The sequence below is a fragment of the Enterobacter cloacae complex sp. P13B genome, assembly GCF_014895915.1.
Taxonomy (GTDB): Bacteria; Pseudomonadota; Gammaproteobacteria; order Enterobacterales; family Enterobacteriaceae; genus Enterobacter; species Enterobacter bugandensis.
The window spans coordinates 44,437-58,306 of the sequence record NZ_JADBQN010000047.1 but is presented as its reverse complement, the minus strand read 5'-3'; the positions used below and the strand labels follow the sequence as shown (position 1 = coordinate 58,306).

The 13,870-nt window shown below is 57.3% G+C and carries 13 protein-coding genes; 4 read left to right on the top strand and 9 right to left on the bottom strand.

The genetic code is table 11. The features are described from left to right. Positions 1–75 precede the first annotated feature (75 nt). Positions 76–651, bottom strand: coding sequence for a Fe-S biogenesis protein NfuA (gene nfuA, locus IM273_RS19000; RefSeq protein ID WP_003861601.1), 576 nt, complete (start codon positions 649–651; stop codon positions 76–78). Between the two features lie 61 nt (positions 652–712). Then, positions 713–1,396, bottom strand: a complete 684-nt coding sequence (gene gntX / locus IM273_RS18995) for a DNA utilization protein GntX (protein WP_193050648.1) — start codon at positions 1,394–1,396, stop codon at positions 713–715. 36 nt (positions 1,397–1,432) lie between these two features. Here gntX and bioH point away from each other — a divergent pair, with 36 nt between their 5' ends. Further along, entirely contained in the window at positions 1,433–2,206 is a 774-nt protein-coding gene (bioH, locus tag IM273_RS18990; protein ID WP_048960504.1) for a pimeloyl-ACP methyl ester esterase BioH, read from the top strand. 111 nt (positions 2,207–2,317) lie between these two features. Next, positions 2,318–2,587, top strand: coding sequence for a YdgH/BhsA/McbA-like domain containing protein (locus tag IM273_RS18985; protein WP_045259364.1), 270 nt, complete (start codon positions 2,318–2,320; stop codon positions 2,585–2,587). A gap of 33 nt (positions 2,588–2,620) precedes the next feature. Here IM273_RS18985 and feoC read toward each other — a convergent pair whose 3' ends face one another. The 5 genes from feoC to greB form a co-directional block, all read right to left on the bottom strand. Then, a complete protein-coding gene (gene feoC, locus IM273_RS18980; RefSeq protein WP_041911908.1) occupies positions 2,621–2,857 on the bottom strand; it encodes a [Fe-S]-dependent transcriptional repressor FeoC in 237 nt (78 codons plus the stop codon). 12 nt (positions 2,858–2,869) lie between these two features. Further along, positions 2,870–5,188 (bottom strand): Fe(2+) transporter permease subunit FeoB, encoded by a 2,319-nt coding sequence (feoB, locus tag IM273_RS18975; RefSeq protein ID WP_193050646.1) that lies wholly within the window; start codon positions 5,186–5,188, stop codon positions 2,870–2,872. A 30-nt stretch (positions 5,189–5,218) separates the two neighbouring features. After that, positions 5,219–5,446, bottom strand: coding sequence for a ferrous iron transporter A (gene feoA, locus IM273_RS18970; protein ID WP_006177893.1), 228 nt, complete (start codon positions 5,444–5,446; stop codon positions 5,219–5,221). A gap of 290 nt (positions 5,447–5,736) precedes the next feature. Next, the gene (locus IM273_RS18965) at positions 5,737–8,067 is read right to left on the bottom strand and encodes a Tex family protein (RefSeq protein WP_193050644.1); all 2,331 of its coding nucleotides are present in this window, start codon (positions 8,065–8,067) and stop codon (positions 5,737–5,739) included. An 86-nt stretch (positions 8,068–8,153) separates the two neighbouring features. After that, on the bottom strand, positions 8,154–8,627 hold the full coding sequence (greB, locus tag IM273_RS18960; protein ID WP_014885539.1) for a transcription elongation factor GreB: 474 nt from the start codon (positions 8,625–8,627) through the stop codon (positions 8,154–8,156). A 228-nt stretch (positions 8,628–8,855) separates the two neighbouring features. Between greB and ompR the strand changes: the two genes are divergently transcribed. Both ompR and envZ read left to right on the top strand, forming a co-directional pair. After that, positions 8,856–9,575, top strand: a complete 720-nt coding sequence (gene ompR / locus IM273_RS18955) for a two-component system response regulator OmpR (RefSeq protein WP_001157751.1) — start codon at positions 8,856–8,858, stop codon at positions 9,573–9,575. Further along, entirely contained in the window at positions 9,572–10,918 is a 1,347-nt protein-coding gene (gene envZ / locus IM273_RS18950; RefSeq protein ID WP_028014672.1) for a two-component system sensor histidine kinase EnvZ, read from the top strand. Before ompR ends, envZ begins: the two co-directional genes overlap by 4 nt. 90 nt (positions 10,919–11,008) lie before the next feature. On the opposite strand, the gene pckA is transcribed toward envZ, so the two are convergent. Together pckA and hslO are read right to left on the bottom strand one after the other, a co-directional pair. After that, entirely contained in the window at positions 11,009–12,628 is a 1,620-nt protein-coding gene (gene pckA, locus IM273_RS18945) for a phosphoenolpyruvate carboxykinase (ATP) (protein WP_041911911.1), read from the bottom strand. 356 nt (positions 12,629–12,984) lie between these two features. Continuing rightward, positions 12,985–13,869: an Hsp33 family molecular chaperone HslO gene (gene hslO / locus IM273_RS18940; RefSeq protein ID WP_161495995.1), complete on the bottom strand. Its 885-nt coding sequence runs from the start codon at positions 13,867–13,869 to the stop codon at positions 12,985–12,987. Position 13,870: the final 1 nt, after the last annotated feature.

Sequence of the window (13,870 nt, the reverse complement as noted above, 5' to 3'; positions counted from 1 at the left end):
ACATATAGAGGGGGAAGGCAAGGGAGTCAGGCCCGGTAAGCGCAGCGCCACCGGGCAATACAGACGGGTACTGAATTAGTAGTAAGAGTGCTCGCCGCGCTGGTGCTCTGTCAGGTCGCGCACGCCTTTCAGTTCCGGGAATTCGTTCAGCAGCTGCTTCTCGATCCCTTCTTTCAGGGTCACGTCGACCATGGAGCAACCGTTACAGCCGCCGCCGAACTGCAGGATCGCCAGGCCGTCTTCCGTGATTTCCATCAGGGAAACGCGACCGCCGTGGCCGGCCAGTTGTGGGTTGATCTGGGACTGCAGCAGATACTCAACGCGCTCCATCAGTGGCGCATCGTCAGAGACTTTACGCATTTTGGCATTTGGCGCTTTCAGGGTCAGCTGAGAACCCAGCTGGTCGGTGACAAAGTCGATTTCCGCATCTTCAAGATACGGCGCGCTCAGTTCATCGACGTAAGCGGTGAGCTGTTCAAATTTAAGGGCAGTGTCAGTTGCTTCCACAGCGTCCGGAGGACAATAAGAGACACCACATTCTGCATTCGGAGTGCCTGGATTGATCACAAACACGCGGATCTGCGTCCCTTCTTCCTGATTTGCCAGCAGTTTGGCAAAGTGCGCTTGTGCAGAATCGGAAATACGGATCATAGCTTTGGCCTAATAGTTGACTAAATTACCTGGGTATAATCATACGCCCATTGAAGAAGGGCTACAAGGTACGGCACAGACACCATACCTGAACCGACGCGGCGCCGCTTTGCAAAAGCAGTCGGGAAAGTTCAGCAACGGTACTGCCTGTGGTGACGACGTCATCCACGATGGCGATATGGAGGCCGTGGACCGGCAATTCAAGGCGAAAGGCGTTTTTCAGGTTCCTTTTGCGAAGCCGGGCGTTGAGCTGATGCTGGATGGCGGTGGCATGAACGCGGGTAATCGCGCTGGCATCGTAGCGACAGCCCAGCCACCGGGCGAGCGGGCGGCAGAGCAGGTCGCTTTGATTATAGCCGCGCCGCCAGTGCCGGCGTCGGTATAAGGGGACATTCACCACCATGTCGATTTTCGGCAAAGCGCGGGTTCGTCGCGCCTGTAAAACGGCCAGCAAAAGCAGGCGGGCAAGGGGCTGCGCCAGCGAACTCTGGCCGGAAAACTTCAGGGCGTGAATAAGCCCGCTCAGCGGCGGAACATAATCATCCACGGCCACCAGCGCGCTCCACGGCGGGGATTTTTTCAGGCAGCGGCCGCAGGGCAAATCGCGGTTCGCCGTCGGTAAACCACATTGCGGGCAGGTTGTGATACGCCTTTCCAGCGAACGCGTGCAGACGGAACAGACGCCCCACGCGCTGAGGGCAAGCGGCATTTTGCATAGCCAGCACAAGCCAGGCACTGTTAGCATGTGCAACCTCCATGTGAAAAAAGAGAACAGTAACTGATGAAGACGCTGTGGTGGCAGACCGTAGGGACAGGAAATTGCCATCTTGTGCTGCTGCACGGATGGGGCCTGAATGCGGAAGTGTGGCATTGCATAAGCGAGGAACTTGCCTCGCAATTTACGTTACATCTGGTTGATCTGCCGGGCTATGGTCGCAGCCGTGGCTTTGGCGCGATGTCGCTTGATGAAATGGCGCAGCACGTTGTAGACGCCGCGCCGCAAAATGCCATCTGGCTGGGCTGGAGTCTGGGCGGGCTGGTGGCAAGCCAGATTGCGCTCTCCTGGCCCGAGCGCGTTAGGGCGCTGGTCACCGTGGCCTCGTCGCCATGCTTTAGCGCAAAAGAGGCGTGGCCCGGCATCAAACCTGATGTTCTGGCGGGCTTCCAGCAGCAGCTGAGCGACGATTTCCAGCGGACCGTCGAGCGATTCCTCGCCTTGCAGACGATGGGCACCGAAACCGCGCGTCAGGATGCCAGAGCGTTAAAGCAGGTGGTGCTCTCCCTGCCGATGCCGGACGTTGAGGTGCTTAACGGCGGTCTGGAGATCCTGAAAACGGCCGATCTGCGCGAGCCGCTGGCCGGGCTGAGCATGCCGCACCTGCGCATCTATGGCTATCTCGACGGGCTGGTGCCGCGCAAAGTGGTCCCACTTCTGGATTCCCTCTGGCCGGACAGCGAATCACAGGTCATAGCAAAAGCCGCGCATGCGCCGTTTATCTCTCATCCGACGGAGTTTTGTTCAGCGTTGGTTGCGTTAAGTCAACGTTTAGACTGATTATTTTCTATCCAGCCTGGAAAAAGTTACACACCGCAACCATACTCCAGATGTCGTTGCGGTTGTTCTGCCTACGATAATCAAAACAACAATCCTATGGAGAGTCAGGCTATGAAACTTGTTACAGGTATTGTCACTTCTCTGGTTATTGGGTCATTGTCATTTGGCGCCTTTGCGGCAAAAGAGCTGGAAAAAGATAAGGTTGCCGGGATGAATCTGACGAAAATTGGTGAGATTTCTACGTCTGACACCACTGCGCCGATGGACGCGAAACGTGAGCTGTCTAAGAAAGCGGATGAGCTTGGCGGCACTTACTACGTGATTACCAGCGCTGAGAAATATACCAAAAACGTACGCGCTACTGCGGACGTCTATAAGTAATACGATAAAGCCGGGCACCCATGCCCGGCTTTATTAGCGCAGTGCCCACCACTCCCTGAGACAGGCCTTTCCTTCCGGACAGCTTTTACAACTGCCGGAGAGGCAACCCTCCGCTTCTTCCTGAATCCGCACGGCTTTACCCATGGCTTCCAGGCGCTCCAGCATGGCATCGATCATCGGCTGCGGGGTATGCAGGCTGAGGCTGAGCTGTTTCGCCTCCATCCGTCCCTGCAATGCCAGTAAGTCACGAACCTGAATCAACGATGCCATCTGTTTTTCCCCTTAGTGACAGTCGCCAGCCGGGCTGTTGCAGCAGGTCGCGGCGGTCTTACGGTTTGCCAGCAGGTTGATGTCGACGCGGCTGCGTGCCCGCCGCAGCAGACCCAGAACAACCACGTTGAACAGCACAACCGCGAGAATGCAGACCAGGCTGTAGCGCGGGTGCTGGCTGAAGTTAACGGTCTGGTAAAACAGCGTCGCCAGCGAGTAGGCGATATTCAGCCCCCACAGAATGGAGAAGCCCATCCAGCCGCGGCTGGACTCACGGGCAATCGCCCCCATCACCGAGATGCACGGAATATAGAGCAGAACGAAGATGAGATAGCTGTAGGCCGCTGACGCGCTGCCAAACTTCTCGCCCATCACGCCCATGGCACCGGTCGCCATTTCGCCATCGCCTTTGCTGGCCTCAATCGGGTTAGCCAGCACGCTCAGGCTGAAGGTGTCTTTCAGGCTCTGCCAGGTCTCCTCTACGGCCCCCAGCAGTTCGTCACCGAGGTGGAACTCCGCCGGGTTAAATTCCTGCTCCTGAATGTTCTCTGCGGTGTAGAGCGTGTTCAGGGTCCCGACGACCACCTCTTTCGCCATCGCACCGGTGAACAGGCCCACGGTCGCCTGCCAGTTATCCTCCTGCACGCCAATCGGTTTGAAGACCGGCGTGATGACGCGGCTGACGGAGGCGAGGGCAGAGTCGTTGATGTTATCTGCCGCCTGACCGGTGAGGGTGAAGCTGTTCAGCGCGCTCAGGAAAATACTGACAATAACAATCACCTTACCGGCGCGCAGCACAAAGCCTTTCAGGCGCTGCCAGGTCTGGATCGCCAGGCTTTTCAGATGCGGGACGTGATAGACCGGAAGCTCCATTACAAACGGTGACGCTTCACCGCGCATGATGGTGTGCTTGAGCATTAAGCCGGTCAGGATCGCCATCACGATGCCCAGCACGTACAGCGAGAAGACCGCCAGCGCGCCCTGCTGGCCAAAGAAGGCTGCCGCGAAGACGGCAAAGATTGCCAGACGCGCGCCGCAGGACATAAACGGCGCCATCATAATGGTCATCAGTCGTTCACGCGGTGCATCCAGGGTGCGCGCGCCCATTACCGACGGCACGTTACAGCCGAAGCCGACGATCAGCGGGACGAAGGATTTGCCCGGCAGGCCCAGCGCCTGCATCAGACGATCCATCACGAACGCCGCGCGCGCCATGTAGCCGGAATCTTCCAGGAACGAGAGGAACAGGTACATCATGCCGATCTGCGGCACCAGCGGCAGAACGGTATTGATACCGCCGCCGATCCCCTGCGCGAGGAAGATGGTGAGCCATTCCGGGAAGTGCAGGGTGTAGCCCACCCATTGAATGCCGTGGACGAAGACCGCGACGGAGCCGGCGTCAAAAATCGGCTGCAGTGCGCCTCCGATGTTAATCGCGAGCAGGAACATCACGTACATCACCAGCAGGAAGATCGGCAAACCGAGGAAGCGGTTAAGCACAATCCTATCCACCGCCGCCGTAAAGCGGCTGGGTTCCGCCGTCAGCGCGTTGCTGACCACGTCGCAAATCGAGGCGATGGCCTGGTAACGGGCATCCGCGATGTGCAGCGCCGGGTCGTCCAGCTCGTCGCTAAGACGGGCGAGGGCCATGTCCAGCTTATCCGCCGCATGTCCGGCATAGGCGCGGCTGTAGATATCCCCTTCCAGCATCTGCAGGCCGAGCCACAGGCGCTGTTTTGCAGGCATGCTGCTGTCCATCACCTGCGCCAGCAGTTCGGCTTCGCGCAGCAGCGGCTGGGCGTAGTGCACCAGCTCAACGTCGCGGTTTCCCGCGTGGCGGTCAATCGCCAGCTTCAGGGCGTCGATACCGCGAGCGCGGGTCGAGACCAGCGGAACCACCGGACAGCCCAGGCGCGCGGAGAGCGCATCGACGTCGATGCGCAGCTTTTGTTTTTCCGCAATGTCGAGCATGTTGAGCGCCACGATGCAGGGGATCCCCAGTTCCAGCAGCTGTAGCGTCAGGTAAAGGTTTCGCTCGAGGTTCGAAGCGTCGACCACGTTGATCAGCAGATCCGCGTCGCCGCCTAGAATGTAGTGGCAGGCAATTTGCTCATCGAGCGAAGTCTGGGATGAAATCGTGGTTAAGGAGTAGGTGCCGGGAAGGTCAACCAGGGTGACCTGATTGTCCGTTGTCGCGAACTGGCCTTCTTTACGTTCAACCGTTACGCCTGCCCAATTTCCCACGCGCTGGCGCGCGCCGGTTAACTGATTAAATAAGGTTGTCTTGCCGGAATTAGGATTGCCAATTAAGCCAATAGTTAATTTTTTCATTGTATTAGACCCACCGAAACCGCTGGCTTGTTAACGGGATAAAGATTCAACTTCAATTAATGCGAGGTCTTTTTTGCGCAGAACCAGATTTACGCGCCGGGTTTCGATATGAACTGGATCGCCCAACGGCGCCACACGCACGACCTGGAAGGATGAGCCGGGCAGCATGCCAAGTGACAGCAGCTTCTGCCGATAGGCCGGGCTAATTTCGCGGGTAAAACCGGTAATTTTCCATGCACTGTCTGGAGTGAATTGCATAATGCCTGATTCCACGAGAGGTTAAATAATCTACACTGCGATGATAATGAGAATAGTTTTTATCAGCAATAATAAAAATGTGACGGGATGTTGTTAATCGTATTAATTTGCGGTCTGATTGACCTTGCTCAATATTTGCAGAATTACCCGGGAAGGAATAAAAAGCGTATTTGTTAATGGAGTGATAAATAGCGGTTTAAATATGGGTGTGCAATCGGTTTCATATATTTCGAGAGGATTTTATTCCCCTCTCCCTTTTGGGGAGAGGGTTAGGGTGAGGAGGGGTTACCCTAGCGTTTCTTACCCATCGCCGCCGCCAGCGCGTCCATCATCGCGCTGTTGCCCGCAGGCTGCGCGTCACGCCCGCGCGGTTTTGTGGCTTTCGTGGCCGGACGCTGCTGCTCGCGGCCTCCGCCGTTGCCGCCACGGCGCGCGCTGGTGTCGCCCGGCTGCTCATCCAGACGCATGGTCAGGGCGATACGCTTGCGCTGCAGATCCACCTCCAGCACTTTCACCTTCACGATGTCGCCCGCTTTGACCACGGTGTGCGGGTCTTCAACGAACTTGTCGGCAAGGGAAGAGATATGCACCAGACCGTCCTGGTGCACGCCGATATCCACAAACGCGCCGAAGTTGGTGACGTTGGTCACCGCGCCTTCCAGCACCATGCCCGGCAGGAGATCGTTCATGGTCTCGATGCCGTCAGCAAAGGTCGCCGTTTTGAACTCAGGACGCGGATCGCGGCCCGGTTTTTCCAGCTCTTTGATAATGTCGGTAACGGTTGGTACACCAAATTTGTCGTCGGTGAAATCAACGGCTTTCAGGTTACGCAGAGCGCTGCTGTCGCCCATGAGATCCTTCAGCGCCTGCTGGGTGGCGGCCAGGATGCGTTCCACCACTGGATACGCTTCCGGGTGAACGGTAGAGGCATCCAGCGGGTTATCGCCGTGGTTGATACGCAGGAAGCCCGCGCACTGCTCAAACGCTTTCGGCCCCAGACGGCTCACTTTAAGCAGCTGCTGACGGTTCTGGAACTGGCCGTTCTCATCGCGCCAGGCGACGATGTTCTGTGCCATCATGCGGGTTAAGCCCGCCACGCGGGTCAGCAGGGGAACGGAGGCGGTGTTCAGGTCCACGCCGACGGCGTTTACGCAGTCTTCCACAACCGCGTCCAGCTTGCGCGCCAGCTGCGTCTGGCTCACGTCGTGCTGATACTGGCCCACGCCAATGGATTTCGGATCGATCTTCACCAGCTCCGCCAGCGGATCCTGCAGACGACGGGCGATGGAGACCGCGCCGCGCAGGGAAACGTCCAGGTCAGGGAATTCCTGCGCCGCCAGCTCAGAGGCGGAATAGACCGATGCGCCCGCTTCGCTGACGATCACTTTCTGTGCCGTCACTTTCGGGAACTGCTTCTGCACGTCGAGGTAGAAACGCTCGGTTTCGCGTGATGCGGTGCCGTTACCGATGGCAACCAGCTCCACGTTGTACTTCTCGCACAGCGCCGCCACCACGACGGCGGCTTTCGCTGCCTGGCCGGTGTGCGGGTAAATGGTATCAGTGGCGACCAGCTTGCCGGTGCCGTCAACGACCGCCACCTTCACGCCGGTACGCAGACCCGGATCGAGACCCATGGTCGCGCGTAGGCCGGCAGGGGCAGCCATCAGCAGGTCGTGCAGGTTACGGGCGAAGACGTTGATCGCTTCGTCTTCGGCACGCTCGCGCACGGTGCCCATCAGCTCGGTTTCCAGGTGCATCAGCACCTTGATGCGCCACGTCCAGCTCACCACGCCTTTACGCCAGCTGTCCGCCGGGGCGTTGTTCAGGCGCAGGCCGAGATGGTCGATGATAATCTGCTCGCAGTGGCTCTCTTTCGGCGGCTCGTCAAACTGCGGGTCGGCGTTCAGGGAGAGCTGCAGCACGCCTTCGTTGCGGCCGCGGAACATTGCCAGCGCGCGGTGGGAAGGGGTGGTGGAAATCGGTTCGTGGTGATCGAAGTAGTCGCGGAACTTCGCGCCTTCTTCCTCTTTGCCCGCGACGACGGTAGAGACGATGTGGGCGTTCTTCCACAGATAATCACGCACTTTGGCCAGCAGGGCGGCGTCTTCCGCGAAGCGCTCCATCAGGATGTAGCGCGCGCCGTCCAGAGCGGCCTTGGTGTCAGCGACACCTTTGTCGGTGTCGACGAATTTCGCCGCTTCGGTTTCCGGGTCGTGAGATGGCTCATTCCACAGCAGCTCTGCCAGCGGCTCAAGCCCCGCCTCAATCGCAATCTGCCCGCGGGTACGGCGCTTCGGTTTATACGGCAGATAGAGATCTTCGAGTTCGGTTTTGCTCAGGGTGCCGTTAATGGCGCTTTCCAGCTCGCTGGTCAGCTTGCCCTGTTCGCCGATGGATTTGAGGATCGCCTGACGACGTTCTTCCAGCTCGCGCAGATAGCCCAGGCGGGTCTCCAGGTTACGCAGCTGCGTGTCATCCAGACCGCCTGTGACTTCCTTACGATAACGTGCAATAAACGGCACGGTGTTCCCTTCATCAAGCAGGCGAACGGCAGCTTCTACCTGTTCGGCTCTGGCCTGAAGTTCACCCGCAATAATGCGGCAGAGCGAATCTTTCATCATGGCTTTATCATCTTGTGGGTCAAAAATCAGGGGATAGTTATACGGGCTGACACGGCAAAATGCCAGCCGGGGAGGGCGCTCTCGGACTATTTTACGTAGACGATCTCATTGACGTACCAGCTGGCTTCACCGGCTGGGGTCTGAACGACGGCTAAATCGCCCACTTCCTTTTTCAGCAGCGCGCGGGCCATCGGGGAGTCGATAGAAATGTAATCTTTACGACCAAAAATTTCATCGTAACCGACGATGCGAAAACGCAGGGTGTCACCATCGTCGTTTTCAATCTCCACCCACGCGCCGAAGAACACTTTGCCCTCCTGCTGCGGGGAGTAATCGACAATTTTTAGATTCTCAAGACATTTGGTCAGATAGCGTACCCGGCGGTCAATTTCGCGCAGCCGCTTTTTGTTGTACTGGTAGTCCGCGTTCTCGCTGCGATCGCCCAGGCTGGCGGCCCAGGTCACCTTTTTGGTCACTTCAGGACGCTCTTCGCGCCACAGGTAATCCATCTCTTTTTTGAGCTTTTCGTACCCTTCGCGGGTGATCAGGGGCGTTTTCATGGTGCTGCCTTTGCTGCCGGTTCTCTGTTTTGCGCACAATACGTACCACACAGTGTAACAGACAGGATTAATAATGATTTATGTGATGAAATGAACAGATAAGCTGCTGTTAAATATGCTTTGTAACAATTTCGACTAGAATTTATACCAGAATTAACTGGTCGAATACGTGCACTTTTTTAGAATACGCTGTTACAAAGACTATCCGAACCTTTGGGAGTACACACAATGCAAGAAAACTACAAAATTCTGGTCGTGGATGACGACATGCGCCTGCGCGCGCTGCTTGAGCGTTATCTGACCGAGCAGGGCTTCCAGGTTCGTAGCGTCGCGAACGCTGAGCAGATGGACCGTCTGCTGACCCGCGAATCTTTCCATCTGATGGTTCTCGACCTGATGCTGCCTGGCGAAGACGGGCTTTCTATTTGCCGCCGTCTGCGCAGCCAGAGCAACCCAATGCCGATCATCATGGTAACGGCGAAGGGCGAAGAGGTTGACCGTATCGTGGGCCTCGAAATCGGCGCCGACGACTACATTCCAAAACCGTTTAACCCGCGTGAACTGCTGGCGCGCATTCGCGCGGTGCTGCGTCGTCAGGCGAACGAACTGCCGGGCGCGCCATCGCAGGAAGAAGCCGTCATTGCCTTCGGCAAGTTCAAGCTGAACCTCGGCACGCGCGAAATGTTCCGTGAAGACGAGCCAATGCCGCTCACCAGCGGCGAGTTTGCGGTACTGAAAGCGCTGGTCAGCCACCCGCGTGAGCCGCTTTCCCGTGACAAGCTGATGAACCTGGCGCGTGGTCGCGAATACTCCGCAATGGAACGCTCTATCGACGTGCAGATCTCCCGCCTGCGCCGCATGGTGGAAGAAGATCCGGCGCATCCTCGTTATATTCAGACCGTATGGGGTCTGGGCTACGTGTTCGTTCCGGACGGCTCTAAAGCATGAGGCGAATGCGCTTCTCGCCGCGAAGCTCGTTTGCCCGCACCCTCTTACTGATCGTCACCCTGCTGTTCGTCAGCCTGGTGACGACCTACCTGGTGGTGTTGAACTTTGCGATTCTGCCGAGCCTCCAGCAGTTTAATAAGGTCCTGGCCTACGAAGTGCGTATGCTGATGACCGATAAGCTGCAGCTGGAGGACGGCACGCAGCTGGTTGTTCCCCCGGCATTTCGCCGTGAAATCTACCGTGAACTGGGTATTTCGCTTTACTCCAATGAAGCGGCGGAAGATGCTGGCCTGCGCTGGGCGCAGCACTATGAATTCCTCAGCCAGCAGATGGCGCAGCAGCTGGGTGGCCCGACGGAAGTGCGCGTTGAGGTCAACAAAAGCTCGCCCGTCGTCTGGCTGAAAACCTGGCTGTCACCCAACATCTGGGTACGCGTTCCGCTGACTGAAATCCATCAGGGCGATTTCTCGCCGCTGTTCCGCTACACCCTTGCCATTATGCTGCTGGCGATAGGCGGCGCGTGGCTGTTTATCCGTATCCAGAACCGACCGCTGGTCGACCTGGAGCACGCGGCGCTCCAGGTCGGTAAAGGCATTATTCCTCCTCCACTGCGCGAATATGGTGCCTCTGAAGTGCGTTCAGTAACGCGCGCGTTTAACCACATGGCGGCAGGCGTTAAGCAGCTGGCGGATGACCGTACGCTGCTGATGGCCGGCGTCAGTCATGACCTGCGCACCCCGCTAACGCGTATTCGTCTGGCGACGGAGATGATGGGTGAAGAGGACGGTTATCTCGCCGAGTCTATTAACAAGGACATCGAAGAGTGTAACGCCATCATCGAGCAGTTCATCGACTACCTGCGCACCGGTCAGGAGATGCCGATGGAAATGGCCGATCTGAACGCGGTGCTTGGCGAAGTGGTGGCCGCAGAAAGTGGTTATGAGCGTGAAATTGATACTGACCTTCAGGACGGTGAAATTCAGGTTCGTATGCACCCGCTTTCCATTAAGCGTGCGGTGGCCAATATGGTGGTTAACGCGGCGCGCTACGGTAACGGCTGGATTAAGGTTAGCAGCGGGTCTGAACTCAACCGCGCCTGGTTCCAGGTGGAAGACGACGGCCCGGGCATTAAGCCCGAGCAGCGTAAGCATCTGTTCCAGCCATTTGTGCGCGGCGATAGCGCGCGCAGCACCAGCGGTACGGGCTTAGGCCTGGCGATTGTGCAGCGTATTGTGGATAACCATAACGGATTGCTGGAGATTGGTACCAGCGAGCGGGGCGGGTTGAGCATTCGCGCCTGGTTGCCGGTTCCGGTGACGCGGGGGCAGGTGAAAGAGGGATAGTGCGGTCTGATGCCCTCACACCGGCCCTCTCCCACGGGGAGAGGGAGAAAACATTAAAAAAGGCAACTTTCGTTGCCTTTTTGCTTTTACCTACAGCTTCGGTCCCGCACTCACCAGCGCAGCACCCGCCGGGGTATCGGTGTACTTCTCGAAGTTCTCGATAAACAGCTTCGCCAGCGATTCCGCCTTCTCGCGCCACTGTTCCGGCGATCCGTAGGTATTGCGCGGGTCGAGGATACGCGTGTCCACACCCGGCAGTTCCGTCGGAATGGCCAGATCGAACATCGGCAGCGTGAAGGTTTCGGCGTTATCCAGAGAACCATCCAGAATGGCGTCGATAATGGCGCGGGTATCTTTGATGGAGATACGTTTGCCGGTACCGTTCCAGCCGGTATTCACCAGGTAGGCCTGCGCGCCGGATGCCTGCATGCGTTTCACCAGCACCTCAGCGTATTGCGTCGGGTGCAGCGACAGGAAGGCTGCACCGAAGCAGGCGGAGAAGGTTGGGGTTGGCTCCGTGACGCCACGCTCGGTACCCGCCAGCTTGGCGGTAAAGCCAGAGAGGAAGTGGTACTGCGTCTGGCTGGCGGTCAGGCGAGACACCGGTGGCAGCACGCCGAACGCATCCGCCGTCAGGAAAATCACCTTCGTGGCATGGCCCGCTTTTGACACCGGCTTCACGATGTTGTCGATGTGGTAGATCGGGTAAGAGACGCGGGTGTTTTCGGTTTTTGACGCATCGTCGAAGTCGATAGAGCCGTCGGCACGCACGGTGACGTTTTCCAGCAGCGCGTCGCGGCGGATCGCGTGGAAGATATCCGGCTCGGCCTCTTCAGACAGGCGAATGGTCTTCGCGTAGCAACCGCCTTCGAAGTTAAACACCCCGTCATCGTCCCAGCCGTGTTCGTCATCGCCAATCAGACGGCGTTTTGGATCGGTGGAGAGCGTGGTTTTCCCGGTGCCGGAAAGACCGAAGAACACCGCTACGTCGCCTTTCTCGCCGACGTTCGCCGAGCAGTGCATAGAGGCAATACCGCGCAGCGGCAGCAGGTAGTTCATGACCGAGAACATCCCTTTCTTCATTTCGCCGCCATACCAGGTACCGCCGATCAGCTGAATACGTTCGGTCAGGTTGAAGGCAATGAAGTTTTCGGAGTTCAGACCCTGCTCTTTCCACTGTGGGTTAGTGCATTTCGCACCGTTCATCACGATGAAGTCAGGTGTGAAGTCCTGCAGCTCTTCGTCGGTCGGACGAATAAACATATTCTTAACGAAATGCGCCTGCCAGGCCACTTCGGTAATGAAACGCACGGAAAGGCGGGTGTCGGCGTTAGCGCCGCAGAAAGCGTCGACAATGAACAGACGCTTACCGGAAAGTTGATGGGTGACGAGCCCTTTCAGATGCTGCCAGGTTTCCGGGGAGAGCGGTTTGTTGTCGTTCTTCCCTTTGCCCTTGTCAGCCCACCACAGCGTATCGCGGGTAGTTTCGTCTCGGACGATATACTTATCTTTCGGCGAACGACCGGTAAAGATACCGGTATCGACGGCGATAGCACCAAGGTTCGTCAACACACCGCGCTCGTATCCTTCCAGTGCTGGATTGAGCTCTTCCTGATACAGCGTATCGTAATCGGGGTTGTAGACGATTTCCTGGACGTCGTGAATACCATAAGCCTTGAGATCTTGCGGGGTTAAACCAGTAACACGCATATCACTGCTCCTTAGCCAATATGTACTGCCTGAAATTGTAGGGTTTTTCTGGGGATGTTAACCGCGACGGGGCTCATAGATTTGTGCATCTGGATAAAACCCTTACTAACGGAAAACGCTGCGACTCCAGTCACAGTGCAGGCGGATTATCGCAGGAATCGCTTTTTGGTTGGGGAAAATGTTCCGAAAAGGTTAAGAGGTGGTGATTTTATCGGAGAGAATGTGAATGTAATCGCATACATGTAAGAAAATTACGTAAGAGTTACACAGGGAAAACGATTCAGCTTTTGGGGGATTTTTGCTCCTCACCCTAACCTTCTCCGCAAGGGGGAGAGGGCAGGGTGAGGGGTAGCGTATTAATGAACCTGCGGATCTGCCGGAGAGGCGTTATTGCGGATTTCAGCGATATCCATTGAATTGAACACGTAGTGCGTACCGCAGTAGTCACAGTGCATATCAATTTCGCCGTCTTCAGCCATGATGCTGTCGATCTCTTCATCAGGCAGAGTTTTCAGTGCGCCAGCGCAGCGCTCGCGCGAGCAGGTGCACTTAAACTCCACGGACTGCGGATCGTACACGGTCACTTCTTCTTCGTGGTACAGACGCCACAGCACGTCGGTCGCCGACAGGTTGAACAGTTCTTCCGCCTTGATGGTTTCGGTCAGCGTCGCCAGATGCTCAAAGTCATTGGTCTGCGCGTCCTGCGCTGGCAGAACCTGCAGCAGCATGCCGCCCGCAGCAGGCTGGCCGTCCACTTCACCGGTACGGATGAACAGACGCGTCGGCAGCTGTTCGGAGCGCATGAAGTAATCTTCCAGGCAGGCTGCCAGGGTATCGCCTTCCAGACCGACCACGCCCTGATAGCGTTCACCTTCCTCCGGGGAGATGGTGATCACCAGATAGCCATTGCCCACCAGCGTTTTGAGATCCGCATTTTCAGGAACGTCGCCCTGAACGCGCGCTACGCCGCGCATCTGCTGCTGGTTATTGCCGTTGATCACCGCCAGCGTCATCGGGCCGTCACCCTGCAGCTGCACGGTGATATCACCGGCAAACTTCAGCGTTGCGGTCAGCAGGCTGGTGGCAACCAGCAGTTCGCCCAACAGGGTCTTCACCGGCAGCGGGTAGTTGTGGTTTTCCAGAATCTGTTTCCAGGTTTCGGATACGGTGACCAGCTCGCCGCGCACGGCGAATTGTTCAAACAGATAGCGGTGTAATTGGTCGTGTTGGGCCATTTTCATC